Source organism: Streptomyces sp. NPDC018000, from assembly GCF_044328025.1.
Taxonomy (GTDB): Bacteria; Actinomycetota; Actinomycetes; order Streptomycetales; family Streptomycetaceae; genus Streptomyces.
In genome coordinates this window covers 29,751-45,213 of record NZ_JBIRGM010000012.1, presented here as the reverse complement: position 1 = coordinate 45,213, position 15,463 = coordinate 29,751, and the positions used below count along the sequence as shown (strand labels likewise).

The window sequence follows — 15,463 nt, the reverse complement described above, 5'->3', positions numbered from 1 at the left end:
GCCCGTGCGAGCGTGGGCAACATGCCGGTCAGGCCCTCGGCCGGCTCGCCGGCCGAGGGCCTGGACGCCGGACCGGGCCTGTTCTCCGGCGAGGTATTCGTCGGGACGTCGGCCGTCTCCGACGTCTGCGGGGCGCCTGCGGGATGGCCGTCGGCTGAGAAAAACGCTTGGACACCGCGGGCGCCGTCGCGGGACACTTCGTTTCCCGGCCTCCCCGTACTCGCACGGACGTGTCGCCGCGAGCAGCGCGGGGGGCTCCGCCGTCGTGCCCCCGCCTCCGGAAGACGACCAGACGACCCGGGCGAAGGCACTCACTCGAACCCAAGCTCCGCACGGCCGGGGGCAATGGCTTCGCCCCGGAGGGCACGTGGCGGGCTGCCGAGGACAACACAGGGGGATGGGGTTGCCTGAATCGCACGAGATTCCGCCCGGCAGGGGCTCGGTGCTCCTCGCCCTTCGTTACTACGGACGGGAGTTAGCCCGGCTCCGGTGGCTGACGGTGCCCGCGATGCTACTGCCGGCGCTGGGCAATATCGGCATCAGCTACATCGCGCCACTGCTTGTCGCGAAGCTTGTCGGCCGAATCGCCGACGACGCCGCAATCGCCATCGGCCCGACGCTGCCCTACATCCTCGGCTTCGCCGGCGTCCTGCTTCTCGCGGAGACGCTGTGGCGCATCGGCCTGCACTGCCTGAACCGTGTTGACGCCCTCGGCATCGAGCATCTGTACGTATTCGGCATGGATGAGCTGTTCACCAAGGACGCCGCGTTCTTCCACGACAACTTCGCCGGATCGCTGACCAAGCGGGTCCTGAGCTTCGCCTCCCGTTTCGAGGAGTTCGTCGACACGCTGACGTTCTCGATCGTGGGCAGCTTCGTGCCCCTGGTGTTCGGTTCGGTGGTGCTGTGGCACTACGAACCGCTGCTCGTTGTCGGGCTCTTGGCGATGATCGCACTGACGGCGCTGTGTGTGACGCCCCTCATCCGCCGCCGCCAGGCGCTCGTCGACCAGCGCGAGGAGGCGATCGCCCAGGTGTCGGGCCACGTCGCCGACAGCCTGATGAACATGGACACGGTCCGCGCGTTCGCCGCCGAGGAACGCGAGGCCGCCGAGCACCGCTCCCGCGTCGCGGTGTCGCGGCGGCTCACGCTGCAGTCGTGGGACTACGGCAACCTGCGCATCGACACGCTGGTCGCGCCGATGTCCGTGCTGACCAACGCGCTGGGCCTGCTGCTCGCTGTCGCGATCGGCGGGCGCGGGCACGGCGTGGAGGCGATCGTGGTCGCCTTCACGTACTACACCAACGCGACGCGGATCATGTTCGAGTTCAACCAGATCTACCGCCGCCTGGAGGGCTCGATGACGGAGGCCGCTCAGTTCACCGAACTGCTGTTGAGGCCGCCGACCGTGCTGGACCCGGCGTCGCCGGAGCCACTGCTTTCCCGGGCCGCCGACGTCCGCTTCGAGCACGTGACCTTCGCCCACGCGGGCGCGGAGCCGCTCTTCGAGGGCCTCGACCTGACTGTGCCCAGCGGGGCGAAGATCGGTCTCGTCGGCCGGTCCGGCGGGGGCAAGACCACGCTCAGCCGGCTGCTGCTGCGGATGACGGACATCGACGCCGGCCGGATCCTGATCGGGGGGCAGGACATCAGCATGCTGCGCCAGGCCGACCTGCGCAGCTTGATCGCCTACGTGCCGCAGGACCCGGCGATGTTCCACCGCACGCTGCGGGACAACATCGCGTTTGCCCGGCCGGACGCCACCGACGCCGAGATCCGCCGCGCGGCCGAGGCGGCGCACGTCACGGAGTTCGCCGACGCGCTGCCGGACGGCTTCGACACCATGGTGGGCGAGCGCGGTGTCAAGCTGTCCGGCGGACAGCGCCAGCGCGTCGCACTCGCCAGGGCGATCCTGCGCGACGCGCCGATCCTGCTGCTCGACGAGGCGACCAGCGCTCTGGACTCCGAGAGCGAGAACCTCGTCCAGGAGGCGCTGTGGCGGCTCATGGAGGGACGAACGGCGCTCGTGGTGGCGCACCGGCTGAGCACGGTCGCCACCATGGACCGGCTTGTCGTCCTCGACCACGGACGGATCGTCGAGCAGGGCACGCACCAGGAACTGCTCGCGTCGGACGGCGCCTACGCGAAGCTGTGGCAGCACCAGTCGGGCGGCTTCCTCGACGACAGCCCCGCGCAGGCCGGCCTGCACTGAACGCCGGCCCGGGGGGGGTGTGGCCCTGCGGCTGCCGACAGCCTCATCCGTACCGGTCAGACGGTTCTGCATGCTTCGTGGGGTTTACCCCGGCCCGTCGGTCCGGCGTCCGGCCGCCTGACGTGCCCCGGCCAACGCACCATTGTGAAAGATGCGGCGTGATGCGAGACTCGCGCTGCAACTGGAGCTTCGGCGGGGGGAGTTGTGATATGAGAGGCATGCGTGCGGTGAGTGCGGTGGCTACGGGCCTTGCCCTGTTACTGCTCACCGGTTGCGGAGAAGGCGAGACCCGGAGCAACGGCCCGGACACACTCGACCCGAAGGCCGACATCACCAAGCAGTCCCTCACGGTCTCCATCTGGGACGGCTACAGCCCCGAGGACCTACCCGAGCGGGTCAAGAAGAATCTCGGCGTCCCGATACAGATAGCGCACCACGCCACCAACGAAGAGATCATGGCCAAGCTGACGGCCGGCGGCGCGGCAGGGAGCGACAGCGGTGTCGACGTCGCCTTCGTCTCCGGCCAGTACGCCCAGGCCCTGAACGAGGCCGGACTGCTTGAGCCCATCCACGCGGACCTGGTCCCGAACCTCAAGAATCTCTATCCCGAGGCCCGGCAGCTCGCCTACGACAAGGGCAACACCTTCTCCGTCCCCTACACCTGGGGGACGACCGGGATCTGCTACCGCACCGACTTCGTGAAGCAGCCCCCGACCAGCTGGAACGACCTCCTCAGGCCCTCGCCCGCGCTGAAGAAGAAGGTCACGATGATGACCACCGAGCGCTGGCTGGCCCTCCCCGCGCTCAAGGTGCTCGGTCACTCCGTCAACACCACCAGCGACCAGGAACTCACCGCCGCCCGTACCCTGCTCCTCGACGCAAAGAAGAACCTGCTCGCCTACGACGACACCACCTTCGGCGACCGGCTGACCGAGGGCGAGTCGGCGATGGCCGAGGCCTGGGACGGCTGGTGCCCCACCAGCGACCCGAAAATCAAGTTCACCGTCCCGAAGGAGGGCAGCGACCTCTGGGTCGACACGATGGTCGTGCTGAAGTCCTCCAGGAACAAAGAGGCCGCGCACGCCCTCATCAACTACATCCTCGCGCCGGAGATCCACAGCTGGGCCGCCGAGAACATCCTCTACAAGGTGCCCAACAAGGCCGCGATGGAACAACTCGACCCGAAAGTACTCGCGGCCAACGCACCACTGCGCATGACCCCGGCCGAGCTGCTGAAGGGCGAGTCCATCGTCGATGTAGGCGAGGCGGCCACGAAGTACACCCGGCTGTCGACCGAGGTGGCCGCCGGCTCATGAAGCGGTGGCCGCTGACCGGGCCCGGCCTGACCTATCTGACCGTCCTCATGGCCGTCCCTCTGGGCCTGGTGCTGAGTTACGCCTTCCTCCGGCGTGGCCGCTTCGGCGGCGTCGTGTACGAGCCGACCACCGAAAACCTCACCCGCCTCGCCGACCCCCTCTACGCCGACGTCGTCCTCCACTCCACCTGGATCGCCGCCCTCACCACCGGCCTGGCCCTCCTGATCGGCTATCCGACGGCGTACGTGATCGCCGGTCTCCCGCGCCGCCGGCAGACGATCGCCCTGATCGCCGTCGTCCTGCCCTTCTGGACCAGCTTCCTGATACGCGTCTACGCGTGGATCGTGCTGCTGAGCGGGCCCGGCTGGCTCAACAAGGCGCTGGGCGCGATCGGCCTGGGCCCTATGGATGTCCTCTACACGGACGGCGCCGTCGTCGTCGGTCTGTTGTACGCGTACCTGCCGCTGATGATCCTGCCGCTCTACGCGTCCCTCAGCCGGCTCGATCCGCAACTGCGCGAGGCCGCCGCGAATCTGGGCGCCGGGCCATGGACCACCTTCCGTACGGTGACGCTTCCCCTCACCCTCCCCGGGGCCCTCACCGGCTGCCTCTTCGTCTTCGTACCGAGCTTCGGGAACTTCGTCGTCCCCGAACTGCTCGGCGGTGGACGGTCGGTGATGGTCGGCAACCTCATCCGCGACCAGTTCCTCAAGGCACGCGACTGGCCCTTCGGCTCGGCGCTCGCGCTCGCACTGCTGGCCGTGCTGATGCTGTTGCTCTTCGCGCAGGCGTGGGCGGCGAGGAGGTACGCGCCCCGATGACAAACACCCCGAACCGGCTGGTGACACGCCTTCCGTTCTGGCTGACGTACGTCTTCCTCTACGCGCCCGTCGTCGTCCTCGTCGCCATGTCGTTCAGCGCGGGCGGCTCTCCGTACGCCTTCGAGGGGTTCAGCCTGCGCTGGTACGGCGAGCTGGCAGGCGACGACGAGATCCTGCACGGGCTCGTCAACACCTTGATCGTCGCGGCGGGGTCCGCGGCGCTGTCCACCGTCCTCGGTACCCTGCTCGCGGTCGGCGCAGGCCGTGACAACCGTTCACGGCTGCTGGACGCGGTGACCCTGCTCCCCGCCGTCGTCCCCGATCTGCTGCTCGCCATCGGCCTGCTCGTCTTCTACGCGGCCGTCCAGCTCACTCTCGGCCTGCACAGCGTGCTGCTCGCGCACACCGTCTTCGGCACCGCCTTCGTCGCCGCGCTCGTAAGGACCCGGCTGGCACACACCGATCCCTCACTGGAGGAAGCCTCCCGGGACCTGGGTGCCACGCCGCTGGCGACGTTCGTCCGCATCACCCTGCCGTCCCTCGCGCCCGGCATCGCGGCCGGGGCGCTGCTCGCCTTCACGCTCTCCGTCGACGAATTCGTCATCGCGTTCTTCACCGCCGCTCCGACCGAGCCGACGCTCCCGGTCGTTGTGTACTCGATGGTCCGCTTCGGTGTCACCCCGGAGATCAACGCGCTGGCGACACTGCTGCTGGCGGTCAGCTTCACCGCCGTCGTGGCCGCGCAGCGGCTCACCCGTACGACCGACCCCGGTGCTCCGGAGGCGACAAGTTGATCGAGATCAAGGGCATCGACCACCGCTTCGGACGGACGCGGGCGCTGGACGGCGTCTCGCTGGACATCGGCGAGGGCGAGTTCTGCGCACTGCTCGGGCCGAGCGGCTGCGGCAAGACGACCCTGTTGCGTATCCTCGCCGGTTTCGAGACCCCGGACGCGGGCACGGTCACACTGGACGGGGAGGACCTGCTGGCCGTGGAGCCGCACCGGCGCCCGGTCAATCTGATGTTCCAGTCGTTCGCGCTCTTTCCGCACATGTCGGTCGAGCGCAACGTGGCGTACGGGCTGGAGCGGGAAAGGCTCCCGCGCCGTGAGGTACGCGACCGGGTCGACGCGGTCCTGGCCACCGTCGGTCTGACCGCGTACGCCCGCCGCAGGCCGCACGAACTCTCCGGCGGACAGCGCCAGCGGGTCGCGCTCGCCCGCGCGATCGTGAAGCGGCCCCGTCTGCTGCTCCTCGACGAGCCGCTGTCCGCGCTCGACAAGCAGGTGCGGGCTGAGATGCAGCTGGAGCTGAAGCGGCTGCAGGACGAGGTCGGTATCACCTTCCTCGTGGTCACGCACGACCAGGAGGAGGCGATGTCGCTCGCCGACCGGATCGCCGTCATGAACGCGGGCCGCATCGAGCAGACCGATGCACCGGTGGCGCTGTACGAACGCCCGCGCACCGCCTTCGTCGCGGGCTTCGTCGGCGCGAACAATCTCCTTCCGGGCCCGTACGGCATCACGGCCGTGCGCCCGGAGCGCATCCACATCGGCGCCGGTGAAAGCCACGGCAGCGACGTCGGGGACGACCGGCTCACGGGCATGGTCGTCGACGTCAGCTTCCACGGCGGTACGTCACACCTCGCCGTGCGCGTCCCCCACCTGGAGGAGCCGGTACTCGTCGCCGTCCAGGGCCCGTCCCGTGTAGTGCCCGGCGAGCGGGTCTCGCTCTCCTGGCCGTCGGAGGCCGCCGTCCGCATACCTGCCGGACCGATCGAGGGGGAAGAGCCATGACAGAGCACCGGCTCACCGCGCTGTTCGTACCGGAGAGCGCGTACGGACCCAGCAACAATTGCGTCGCCATCGGCGATGAGGACCTGGTCGGCCTCGTACCCGCAGGCGAGCAGGACGGGGGCCGGTTCGACCTGCTCGACAGCCCGAACCGCAGGAATGTCTCCGCACAGTCCGCCACCCGGCGGGGCCAGGTGACGGACCGGCAGTGCGCGACTCGTCCGCTTGCGTCAGTTGCGCGCTCGGATCCGCCAGCCGTGGTCCACCGGCCCGGTGCCGCCCCCCAGAGCGAACCCCGCCGCGATCGCCGCGGTGGCGTAGTCCTTGGCCTGGCTTACGGCATGGGGAACCGGGCGGCCTTGCGCCAGGCCCACCGCGATGGCCGAGGCGAGCGTGCAGCCCGTACCGTGGGTATGGCGGTTGTCGTGCCGGGGCGCGCGCAGCCAGTGCTCTTCTTCGCCGTCCGTCAGCAGGTCCACTGCCTCGCCCGGCAGGTGACCGCCCTTCACCACCACCCAGCGGGGACCGTACGTGAGCAGCAGCGCGGCGGCGCGGCGCATGCCTGCTTCGTCCGTCACCGCGATGCCGGTGAGCTGCGCGACCTCGTCGAGATTCGGCGTGGCCACCGTCGCAACCGGCAGCAGCGTGGTCCGTACGGCATCCAGCGCGTCGTCGGCCAGCAGCTTGTCTCCGTGCTTGGACACGCTCACCGGGTCCACGACGACCGGGGCCGCCACATCCGACAACAGCTCGGCGACCGCCCTGACCAGTTCGGGCGAGGAGAGCATCCCCGTCTTGACCGCCTGGACACCGATGTCGTCGACGACACTGCGGTACTGCGCGCGCACCGCTTCCACGGGGACTTCCCATGCGCCCTGCACACCCAGGGAGTTCTGTGCAGTGACAGCCGTGAGCACGCTCATTCCGTGGGCGCCGAGCGCCAGCATGGTCTTCAGGTCGGCCTGGATTCCGGCTCCGCCGCCGGAGTCGGATCCGGCGATCGTCAGGACGCGGGGTGGCGCGGTCTGCCGGCCGTCGGCGGGCAGCCCGCCGGAAACATGCGCCAAAGGCATGGATGACATCCCTCCGCCAGTACGAACTGGTTCAGGTTCGACGGGTGTGATCTCAGCCCTGGGATGGGGCACCCCGTGTCCGGTACGGCGGACAGACTAACCCGATCGCTCCGGCTCTCACATCGCCGGGACCAGTACTCGCACTCCCTATCGGCCCCCGATGGCCTCCCTCCTTGTACTCGCTCACTTCTGGCTGAGCTTGATCTGCTGGGTCAGGTTGCCGACCTCACCGCCGAGTTTCTGCGCGGGGGCGGCGAGGGCGGCCAGTGAGGACTCGACATCGACCGCTGCGGCCGTGTGACGGTCCATGGCGGCTGCGTGCTCCAACTGTGCCCACACGGCGGCTTCGGCCACCAGCGCGTCGCGCTGAGGACTGGCAACCGGATGCTGGGATGCCTGGGTAAGCAGCTCGCGGGCCTTCCGGCCAGGGGTGCTGTCGGTCATGGACCGAATCTTGCCAGCGGACGCGAGGCGACGGACGGGTTTCGGAGGTGGGCGCGGCTCGCGGCCCGGCGAGCATGCCTTGGCCGGCACATAACTCCGTTGCACCTCCGAGCCGGTGGTGTACACGCTGCTTTCGCCCCGCAGCCGACAGGCCCGGGCGTAGACGTCTGCACCCGAGTAGGGGCCTGCGAGGCGGCCAGGAGGTCGGCAGCCGATCTCCCGGACCTTCCACGTACGGTCAGCCGCCGGTCTGCGGCTGAGATCTACGCCGGGCCCGGTCGTGAGCCGCGAAGGGTAGCCAGGCGACGCTGGTATTCCTCTTCGTCGATCTCGCCGCGCGCATACCGCTCGGCGAGGATCTGCTCAGGTCCGCCCGGCGGGGGTGTCTTGTGCCAGGCGGGGTGCTCGCTGCTGGGCGGGGCGGGGCGGGCCAGGGCTCGGTAGAGCAGGACGCCGACGGTGATGATCAACGCCCAGAACAGCACCGTGCCCACGGCCATCGCGAACCAGCTCCAGCCGCTCATGCCGTGGTCGTACCAGAACATCATTTGCACGTCACTTCCCCAGGTCATCCCTCGTAGGGGGACCGACGGGACAAACCGCTTCGCCATCCATCATCGCTCGCCGCGGGTCTGGCAGCGAAGGGCCGCACGGCCTCGGCCCCCAGGGCCGCCGGGCCCGCCTTCGCCAGGCGATGCATGCTGGAGGTGAAGGCGGTTTCCGACAAGGCGCAGGAGGCCCGTGACGGTATCGCCGACATCGTCGCGGCCATTGGAGCGGCGGGGGACTCAAATTCCAACTAGGTGGATCACAGATGGAACGGAACCCTGGGGCCCGCACGAGGCCTGCTCAACTCCTGCTGGCCGCCTCACGTTCATCCGGTTACACAGAGCAATATCCAACGAGGGACCTTTTGGCCGAATCGATGCGATGACGGCAAAGCTCCCTCCCTTGACTCATCTGCAAGAACCAAGCGTGATCACCTTAACCGTGAAAGGAGTCTCACTTTCCCGTAAATGCGCGCTCTCGAGATCCGGGCGGGCACTTCGGGATGAGCAAAGGAAACGGTTTGTCTGTGATGCAGACATGGATGGAGAGCATGGCTGGATCTCACTCACCCGACACGACGTCACTGCAGGAAGCCTGTCGCTCTGGCGTCCAATCCATGGCCGAGCCCCTCACCGCCGTTCACTTCATTCGCAGCACCGAGGCTGCACTAAAGCGGTTCGGCGCGGGGCACTCATATTGCTACGACTACGCCATTCGAGTGGTAGCCTGTCAGCTTTGTTGCTGTCATATCTGACGCAGAGGATAACTATCACTATCCAAACCGGTGGGCCGCCCACCCTCTCCGGGGGAGCGGCTGCTCATTTCTCTTGTAGCTGTCCAGGCGCGGTGAAGGCCTGGGGATCTGCCGAGGGGGGTCTGCCGCAATGGGCACCCCCGTGGGAGGGGTTTGGATCCGCCAGTCGGTGCCGGCATCCGGTGCCGACTGGCCGCTTCCTACCGCTGAACGCCCCTGGGCTCCCTGCACGGTGGCCCCGTCCGGCGCACATCGCAGGGCAGGAAATTCGCAGCCAGCGGCTTGTGCCGCGTCCCGTCCGGAAGCGCGAACCTGCCTCCCCGCCGTCTGAGCAAGGCCCAGGACGAGAGGAAGAGCAATGCTGCCGACTGCTTGGTCGGGGGCACAGATCGCACTGTCCCCCCAAGAGATTGAACAATGGCCGAAAACGGCATCAGCCCGGGCCCTGGCCGACGACAGGCCTACGAGACAGTCCGCCTCGTTCCGCGTGCCGTCACTGGAGCGAGCGGTGCCGGTCTGCCGCCATCTGGCCCGGGTGTGGATGGATTCCGAGGACGTGACAAATGAGGGTGCCCGATGTGCGGCCCTACTCGTGATCTCTGAGCTGATGACCAACGCCATCGTCCACACGAACAGCATCTCGATCACCTGCCGCCTGCGAACGGACGGCGACTGGCTTCTCGTGGAAGTCCAGGACGAAGGCGGCACATCGTTCGTCCCGTACCCGCGTCGCGTCGGCAACGCCAACGAACATGGTCGAGGTCTGGTGGTGGTCGCGCACTCCGCCCAGGCACTGGGAACGCGGTTGGAGGCCGACGGCGGCCGCACGTTCTGGGCACGGATCTCACTGACCGGGTGAAGTCCGTCCGGGTTGCGTTCCGCGACGGGCTCATCCCCCGGCACTCTCATGGGCTCCAACGCGTCGGCGTGCGGCCTGGTCACGCCCGGCCGGGACCGAGTTCACCGGGCCCGGAGCCGCCCCGATTCCGAACAGCGCCGGCCTGCGCGTGGAACTCGCAGGCCGGCACTGTTCGAAGCCCTGGCCAGTCGGTGTGGCGACGCGGCAGGAGAGAGGTGGTCAGATGTAGGTGTACCCGCCGGGGACGGTGGCGGTGCCGCCGGCGGTCGTCACCATGACCGGGACGTTGCCCACGGTGGAGCCTGCCGGGGTGATCCCGAACAGCAGGATCCCGGTGGGGTCGCTGCCCAGCACGGTGGCCGGAACTCCGTTGACGGTGACGGTGGCACCGTTGAGGTCGGTGCCGGTGATAACGAACGGGGTGGCGCCGGCGACCGGGCCCGAGGCCGGGTTGATGCTGGTGGCGGTGGGCGGTGCAGGCGTGGACGGATCCACGTAGGTATAGGACACCGGGTTGCTCGTGCCGTTGCTGGTGGTCACGGTGACCTGAACTGCGCCTGCGGCATGCGCTGGGACCACGATCGTGAGAGTGAGCCCCAGTACGTCCTGGGAGACGATGGTGGCCGGCGTGGTGTCGAACAGAACGCTGGTGGCACCGCCGAGGCCCAGGCCGAGGAGCTGGACCGTGTTGCCGCCTGCGACCGGGCCGGAGTTGGGCAGGACCGCCAGGATTAACGGACCGAGGGCGAAGGGCAGTTGGGCGACCGACCGGGACTGGTCGGACGAGGTGACGTTGGTGGACATGATGGGTCCTCCTGCGACAGGCGGACCGTCAGGTCCGCATAGGAACTGGCCGAGAGCGACGACCGGCTTCCCTCGTGACCGACACCGGGCCAGGGGTGAGACGAAGAACGGCTGTCGGTTCCGGGCGGGGCCGACCGGGCAGTGGCTTGCGGCGGCGAGCCCGCTGGGGTGGGGCGGACTCGACGGCGACCGAGGGGCCGACGGGCACCAGCCGCGATATGCGCACCACTGCCCGGTCTCAAGCAGGGCGGGCCGCTCCACCAGCCGATGGCCGGGAGCGCCCATTGGCTGGCGGCTCTCCGGAACAGCCGCCGCGGCAGTTGCTCCACTCGCCGAGCCCTGCCAGCAGGAAGGGCCGAAACGGGCGGGCCAATTGCCGAGCTTCCCGGAGAGGGATGGGCGGCCCACCGGTTAACGACTTCAGTAAGCCTAATGAATGAACTGCCATCAACCCCTGCGCCGATGAGTCACCCGATTGGCTCAGTCCATAACTTTCCCAGAGGGAGGGGACGAGCTGCCGGCCAACACCACCGTGATCCCTTCGGTCGAACCGGCGAGAGCATTTCCCCGAAGCATCCGATACAGGCCGACCACCCGGTGCGGGCCCTTTCTCTTCAGCCGTGACATTTCGGCGACAAATCACCATGAATCCGACTTCGCGACCCAGTGAGACGCGTTTTGGAGGACTCACCGAGAAGCAGGTGCTCCTCATTTACCAAATTACGCCATACGGATGAACTGCCATCGGCCTCATTGCAACGCTATCCAACTCCATGGGATAACCGTTCTGAATCCAACCGGTGGGCTGCCCTCCTCTCCGGGGAGCGAGGCAACCGACGATCCGCCGCAGCACTGGCCGGCCAGTAGTGAGCAGCATAGAGATCGTTCGTCGCAATCAGCACCCCTCGGCAATTGCCTGCACCCCTGCGCTCCGCCCTGAGACCACGCCGGTCAATGCGGGGAAGTGAAGCCGCCGGAAGACGAGACAAGAGTGGCAGTCCCCCGAGGGAACGGTCATGGGCATTTTGAGTCTGCGGATCACCATGCCGAATTCGATGGCGAACTGCTGCCGGTCCATCGCTGGATCTACCGCACATACATTGCCGAATAGCGCCTGTTGAGATCTGTCGGCCGCTGTTGGGAAATCTCTTCCCCAGCAGCAGGACACAACCTCTTGCATGTGGGTGCTACCGACTGATCCGGAGTGGATCAAAATGAAGAATTCTCTGTTGCACGTAGGTGTGTCGTGAGTGGGGCAGCCCCCCTATCGGGCGATGGCAGGCAAGCGCGGGATGCCGTGGTCACTGGCATCGGTTTCTGCCTTCCTGGTGACGGGCGACCCGTCTTCACCGCAGACGACCTGTGGAACATCGCCTCCCGAGGAGCCTCCTGCCTCAAACAGCGCGGCACCTATTACGGCTCCGTAGACCTCTCGGACGCGATGTTCGACGAACGGCTCCCCGCTGTCGCCCCGTTCTTCTCACGCCACTACACCGCAGCGCATCGGTTCGGCCTGGTGTCCATGGCGGAGGCATGCTCGGACGCTGAGCTGGATCCCCTCTCGGGCGACCTGGCCGACGCGGCGATCCTGGCCGGACGCGGCGGTGTGGACGGGAACATCGACAGCTACCTTGCCGTGCTGCGAGCCGACCCCGAGACCATTCGCGTGACGGAGGCGCTGGAACTGTTCGTCGCGGCGGAACAGGCCGTGACTCCTTCCGACGTCGCTCTGGTCCAAGGCGCGCTGTCCCGATCGAGAGGCCCCAACTTCACGGTGTCGTGCGGCTGCGCGTCATCCGCGGTGCAGATCGGCAACGCCCGACGTCTGATCGCCACCGGCGAGGTCGATATCGCCGTCGTGACCGGAGTCGACATCTTCAGCGTCGAACTCATCCATAACATCCAGCGCCTGCTGCAGGGCGCGCAGAAGACGTACGAAATCATCCGGTCGGACGGCATGCCCGCACGGCTGCCGTCCTTCGACTCCCTCATGCGCCCCTACGACCGGCGTGCCGACGGCATCAACCACGGCGAGGGATCGGCGACTGTCATCATGGAGAGCCGCGAGCACGCGTCCCGGCGCGGAGCCCATCTGTACGGTCAGGTGCTCGCCCAGGCCACCACCCGCGACGGACTGACCAATCCTCTGGCCTCCGACGAGACGGGCAGCGAGCTGGTGACCGCCGTCCGCCGATGTCTCGGAGACCGCTGGGAGATCGGCCAGGTGCCCTACGTCCACGGTGGCAGCGACGGCAACGTGGTGGTCACCGCCTTCGAGGCAAACGCGATCAACAAACTGTACGGATCCGCCGCACGGGACCTGCTGATGACATCTCAAGAAGGCTGCTTCGGCCACAACGGCGCACCGGCAGGCTGTCTCGGCGTCGCTCTGACCCTGCTCATGATGGAGCGCGGCGAGGTGTGCCCCACCGCCAACTGCGAGCAGCCGGCGGACAACCTCCCCTTCGACCCCGTTCCCGGCGTGCGTACCCGGCCTCTCCACTTCGACTACGCGCTGAGCTTCAACTACCAGGCCGGCGGCGTGAAGAGCGCGATCCTCCTGGGAAGCCCCGACGTCTGAGGCCCACCCCCGCTCGGGCGTGTTCTCGAAGCCGGCGTCGTCCGCCCGCAGGGCGGGGCCCCGACCGGACGGGACTGTCGAAACACGCCCCGACGCCTCACGCCGTTGCGGCGGCGGACGCGCACATCCCGCATGCCGAACGACGCAACTCCGACAGATACCCGTAACCCGCTCAGCGATCGTCGACGGAGCCCGAACCGCCGCCTCATGGTGCTCGCGCGCACAACGGTCTCCCGAACTATGGTCTCCCACCACATACGCCCCTGACCTGCCCCTTCCTACGGTGTGGCGACACGAAACCGTCCCCGCCAACCGTCCGGAAGTGGTGTCCATGGCTGCCTCGGCGTCCGCCCCGCCAACCACCCGCTCGCTCAAGCGCATCGTCGCCGCAAGTCTCATCGGGACCACCATCGAGTGGTACGACTTCTTCCTGTACGGGTCAGCGGCCGCGTTGGTCTTCAACAAGCTGTTCTTCCCCGAGTCGGACCCGCTCGTCGGTACGCTCCTCTCCTTCCTCACCTACGCGGTCGGCTTCGCCGCCCGGCCGCTCGGTGCCCTGGTGTTCGGGCACTACGGCGACCGGCTCGGCCGCAAGAAGCTGCTGGTGCTCAGTCTGTTGATGATGGGCGGAGCGACGTTCGCCATCGGGCTGTTGCCGACGCACGCCACAGTCGGGTCCGCCGCTCCCGTACTGCTCACCGTCCTGCGTCTGGTGCAGGGCTTCGCTCTCGGTGGTGAGTGGGGCGGGGCCGTGCTGCTGGTGTCGGAACACGGGGACGCCAAGCGGCGCGGGTTCTGGGCCTCCTGGCCGCAGACGGGTGCCCCGGCTGGGCAACTGCTCGCCACCGGGGTGCTCTCCGCGCTCACCGCGCTGACATCGGACTCGGCCTTCGGGTCATGGGGCTGGCGCATTCCCTTCCTGCTCTCCGGAGTCCTGGTGGTCGTCGGCTTGTGGATTCGTCTCTCCGTCGATGAATCGCCGGTGTTCAAGGCCGCGCTGGCGCAGGCCGACGAGCGCAGGTCCGCTGCGGGGGCAGCCGAGAAGATGCCGCTCATCGCCGTACTGCGGCACCACTGGCGCGATGTGCTGATCGCCATGGGAGCCCGGATGGCCGAGAACATCAGCTACTACGTCATCACGGCGTTCATCCTCGTCTACGCGACCACGGAGGCGGACCTGAGCAAGCAGACGGCGCTCAACGCGGTGCTCATCGCCTCGGCCGTCCACTTCGCCGTCATTCCGATGTGGGGCGCGCTGTCCGACCGGTTCGGGCGCAAGCCCGTCTATCTGGTCGGTGCGATCGGCGTGGGGCTCTGGATGTTCCCGTTCTTCGCGCTGATCGACACCCGGAGCTTCGGAAGTCTGCTGCTCGCCGTCACTGTCGGGCTCATCTTCCACGGCGCCATGTACGCACCTCAGGCGGCCTTCTTCTCGGAGATGTTCGCGACCCGGATGCGGTACTCGGGAGCGTCGATCGGGGCACAGTTCTCGTCAGTGGCAGCCGGTGCTCCGGCGCCGCTGATCGCCACCGCGCTGCTCGCGGACTTCCACAGCTCGACGCCCATCTCGCTGTATGTCATCGCCGCGGCGCTCATCACCGTGCTGGCGATCGCCTGCGCCAAGGAGACCAGGCACCGGGATCTCGCGGACATCGAGGGTGCTGCCGCGGAGCCGGACGCACCCGCGGCGCTGCCGGCCGACGCCCGTACCGTCTGAACCGTGCTCGCCGGGCGGGCCGGAGAACCGGGCCCGTCCGGCGATCGCCGGATGTCACTGCTGGGCAGTGGGTTCGAACCAAGTAGGTTCGTCGGTCAGGGACTTCTTGATCCTGAAGAGGCCGAACTCGTTCAACGGCGGCAGTGCGTCCACCGGGAACCAGCCCACCTCCAGCAACTCGTCGTCGTTGACGCATGCCTCGCCACCGGTCGCCCGGCAGCGGAAGGTGACGTCCAGATACTGACAGCGGTCGCCGTTGGCATACTGCACCGGCGCCAGGGCCTGGGTGAGCACCACCCGCTCCGCCACACAGCGCACCGCGGTCTCTTCGTACACCTCGCGCTCCGCCGTCGCAGCGGGCTGCTCACCCGGCTCGCAGATGCCGCCGATGACCGACCACTTGCCGGTGTCGGAACGTCGTCCGAGGAGCACTCTGCCCCCGTCGTCGAAGACCACGGCGGTGACGCCCGGCAGCAGGAGCAGTTGCCGGCCCGCAGTGGCGCGGATTTCACGGATGAAATCAGGAGTAGCCATGGGCCCG

The 15,463-nt window shown here is 67.9% G+C and carries 14 protein-coding genes and 1 riboswitch; of the genes, 9 read left to right on the top strand and 5 right to left on the bottom strand.

What is annotated here, in order from left to right:
* Positions 1 to 397 precede the first annotated feature (397 nt).
* The 5 genes from ACH4EW_RS22850 to ACH4EW_RS22830 all read left to right on the top strand — a co-directional run bounded on the left by ACH4EW_RS22850 (position 398) and on the right by ACH4EW_RS22830 (position 6,144).
* Positions 398 to 2,212, top strand: coding sequence for an ABC transporter ATP-binding protein (locus ACH4EW_RS22850; RefSeq protein WP_398259650.1), 1,815 nt, complete (start codon positions 398 to 400; stop codon positions 2,210 to 2,212).
* 209 nt (positions 2,213 to 2,421) lie between these two features.
* The gene (locus ACH4EW_RS22845) at positions 2,422 to 3,528 is read left to right on the top strand and encodes a spermidine/putrescine ABC transporter substrate-binding protein (RefSeq protein WP_398259648.1); all 1,107 of its coding nucleotides are present in this window, start codon (positions 2,422 to 2,424) and stop codon (positions 3,526 to 3,528) included.
* Positions 3,525 to 4,349 carry an ABC transporter permease gene (locus tag ACH4EW_RS22840; RefSeq protein ID WP_398259646.1) on the top strand — a complete coding sequence of 275 codons (825 nt, stop codon included), beginning with the start codon at positions 3,525 to 3,527 and terminating at the stop codon, positions 4,347 to 4,349. Before ACH4EW_RS22845 ends, ACH4EW_RS22840 begins: the two co-directional genes overlap by 4 nt.
* The gene (locus ACH4EW_RS22835) at positions 4,346 to 5,143 is read left to right on the top strand and encodes an ABC transporter permease (protein WP_398259644.1); all 798 of its coding nucleotides are present in this window, start codon (positions 4,346 to 4,348) and stop codon (positions 5,141 to 5,143) included. The genes ACH4EW_RS22840 and ACH4EW_RS22835 overlap by 4 nt, the downstream gene beginning before the upstream one ends.
* Positions 5,140 to 6,144 carry an ABC transporter ATP-binding protein gene (locus tag ACH4EW_RS22830; protein ID WP_398259642.1) on the top strand — a complete coding sequence of 335 codons (1,005 nt, stop codon included), beginning with the start codon at positions 5,140 to 5,142 and terminating at the stop codon, positions 6,142 to 6,144. The genes ACH4EW_RS22835 and ACH4EW_RS22830 overlap by 4 nt, the downstream gene beginning before the upstream one ends.
* A 227-nt stretch (positions 6,145 to 6,371) precedes the next feature.
* On the opposite strand, the gene thiD is transcribed toward ACH4EW_RS22830, so the two are convergent.
* From thiD to ACH4EW_RS22815, 3 genes are all read right to left on the bottom strand, one after another.
* On the bottom strand, positions 6,372 to 7,214 hold the full coding sequence (gene thiD, locus ACH4EW_RS22825; RefSeq protein ID WP_398259640.1) for a bifunctional hydroxymethylpyrimidine kinase/phosphomethylpyrimidine kinase: 843 nt from the start codon (positions 7,212 to 7,214) through the stop codon (positions 6,372 to 6,374).
* A riboswitch (TPP riboswitch) is annotated at positions 7,206 to 7,300 on the bottom strand. (Overlaps the previous gene by 9 nt.)
* A gap of 97 nt (positions 7,301 to 7,397) precedes the next feature.
* Entirely contained in the window at positions 7,398 to 7,658 is a 261-nt protein-coding gene (locus ACH4EW_RS22820; RefSeq protein WP_398259638.1) for a hypothetical protein, read from the bottom strand.
* Between the two features lie 263 nt (positions 7,659 to 7,921).
* Positions 7,922 to 8,206 carry an SHOCT domain-containing protein gene (locus tag ACH4EW_RS22815; RefSeq protein WP_398259861.1) on the bottom strand — a complete coding sequence of 95 codons (285 nt, stop codon included), beginning with the start codon at positions 8,204 to 8,206 and terminating at the stop codon, positions 7,922 to 7,924.
* A 1,113-nt stretch (positions 8,207 to 9,319) separates the two neighbouring features.
* Between ACH4EW_RS22815 and ACH4EW_RS22810 the strand changes: the two genes are divergently transcribed.
* Entirely contained in the window at positions 9,320 to 9,820 is a 501-nt protein-coding gene (locus ACH4EW_RS22810) for an ATP-binding protein (RefSeq protein ID WP_398259636.1), read from the top strand.
* A gap of 219 nt (positions 9,821 to 10,039) precedes the next feature.
* Here the strand turns inward: ACH4EW_RS22810 and ACH4EW_RS22805 are convergent, their stop codons facing one another.
* Entirely contained in the window at positions 10,040 to 10,624 is a 585-nt protein-coding gene (locus tag ACH4EW_RS22805) for an IPT/TIG domain-containing protein (protein WP_398259634.1), read from the bottom strand.
* 964 nt (positions 10,625 to 11,588) lie between these two features.
* Between ACH4EW_RS22805 and ACH4EW_RS22800 the strand changes: the two genes are divergently transcribed.
* The 3 genes from ACH4EW_RS22800 (at position 11,589) to ACH4EW_RS22790 (ending at position 14,922) form a co-directional block, all read left to right on the top strand.
* Entirely contained in the window at positions 11,589 to 11,735 is a 147-nt protein-coding gene (locus ACH4EW_RS22800) for a DUF5988 family protein (RefSeq protein ID WP_398259632.1), read from the top strand.
* A 186-nt stretch (positions 11,736 to 11,921) separates the two neighbouring features.
* Positions 11,922 to 13,205, top strand: a complete 1,284-nt coding sequence (locus tag ACH4EW_RS22795) for a beta-ketoacyl synthase N-terminal-like domain-containing protein (protein WP_398259630.1) — start codon at positions 11,922 to 11,924, stop codon at positions 13,203 to 13,205.
* A gap of 331 nt (positions 13,206 to 13,536) precedes the next feature.
* The gene (locus ACH4EW_RS22790) at positions 13,537 to 14,922 is read left to right on the top strand and encodes an MFS transporter (protein WP_398259628.1); all 1,386 of its coding nucleotides are present in this window, start codon (positions 13,537 to 13,539) and stop codon (positions 14,920 to 14,922) included.
* Between the two features lie 54 nt (positions 14,923 to 14,976).
* On the opposite strand, the gene ACH4EW_RS22785 is transcribed toward ACH4EW_RS22790, so the two are convergent.
* Positions 14,977 to 15,456 carry an NUDIX hydrolase gene (locus tag ACH4EW_RS22785; RefSeq protein ID WP_398259626.1) on the bottom strand — a complete coding sequence of 160 codons (480 nt, stop codon included), beginning with the start codon at positions 15,454 to 15,456 and terminating at the stop codon, positions 14,977 to 14,979.
* Positions 15,457 to 15,463: the final 7 nt, after the last annotated feature.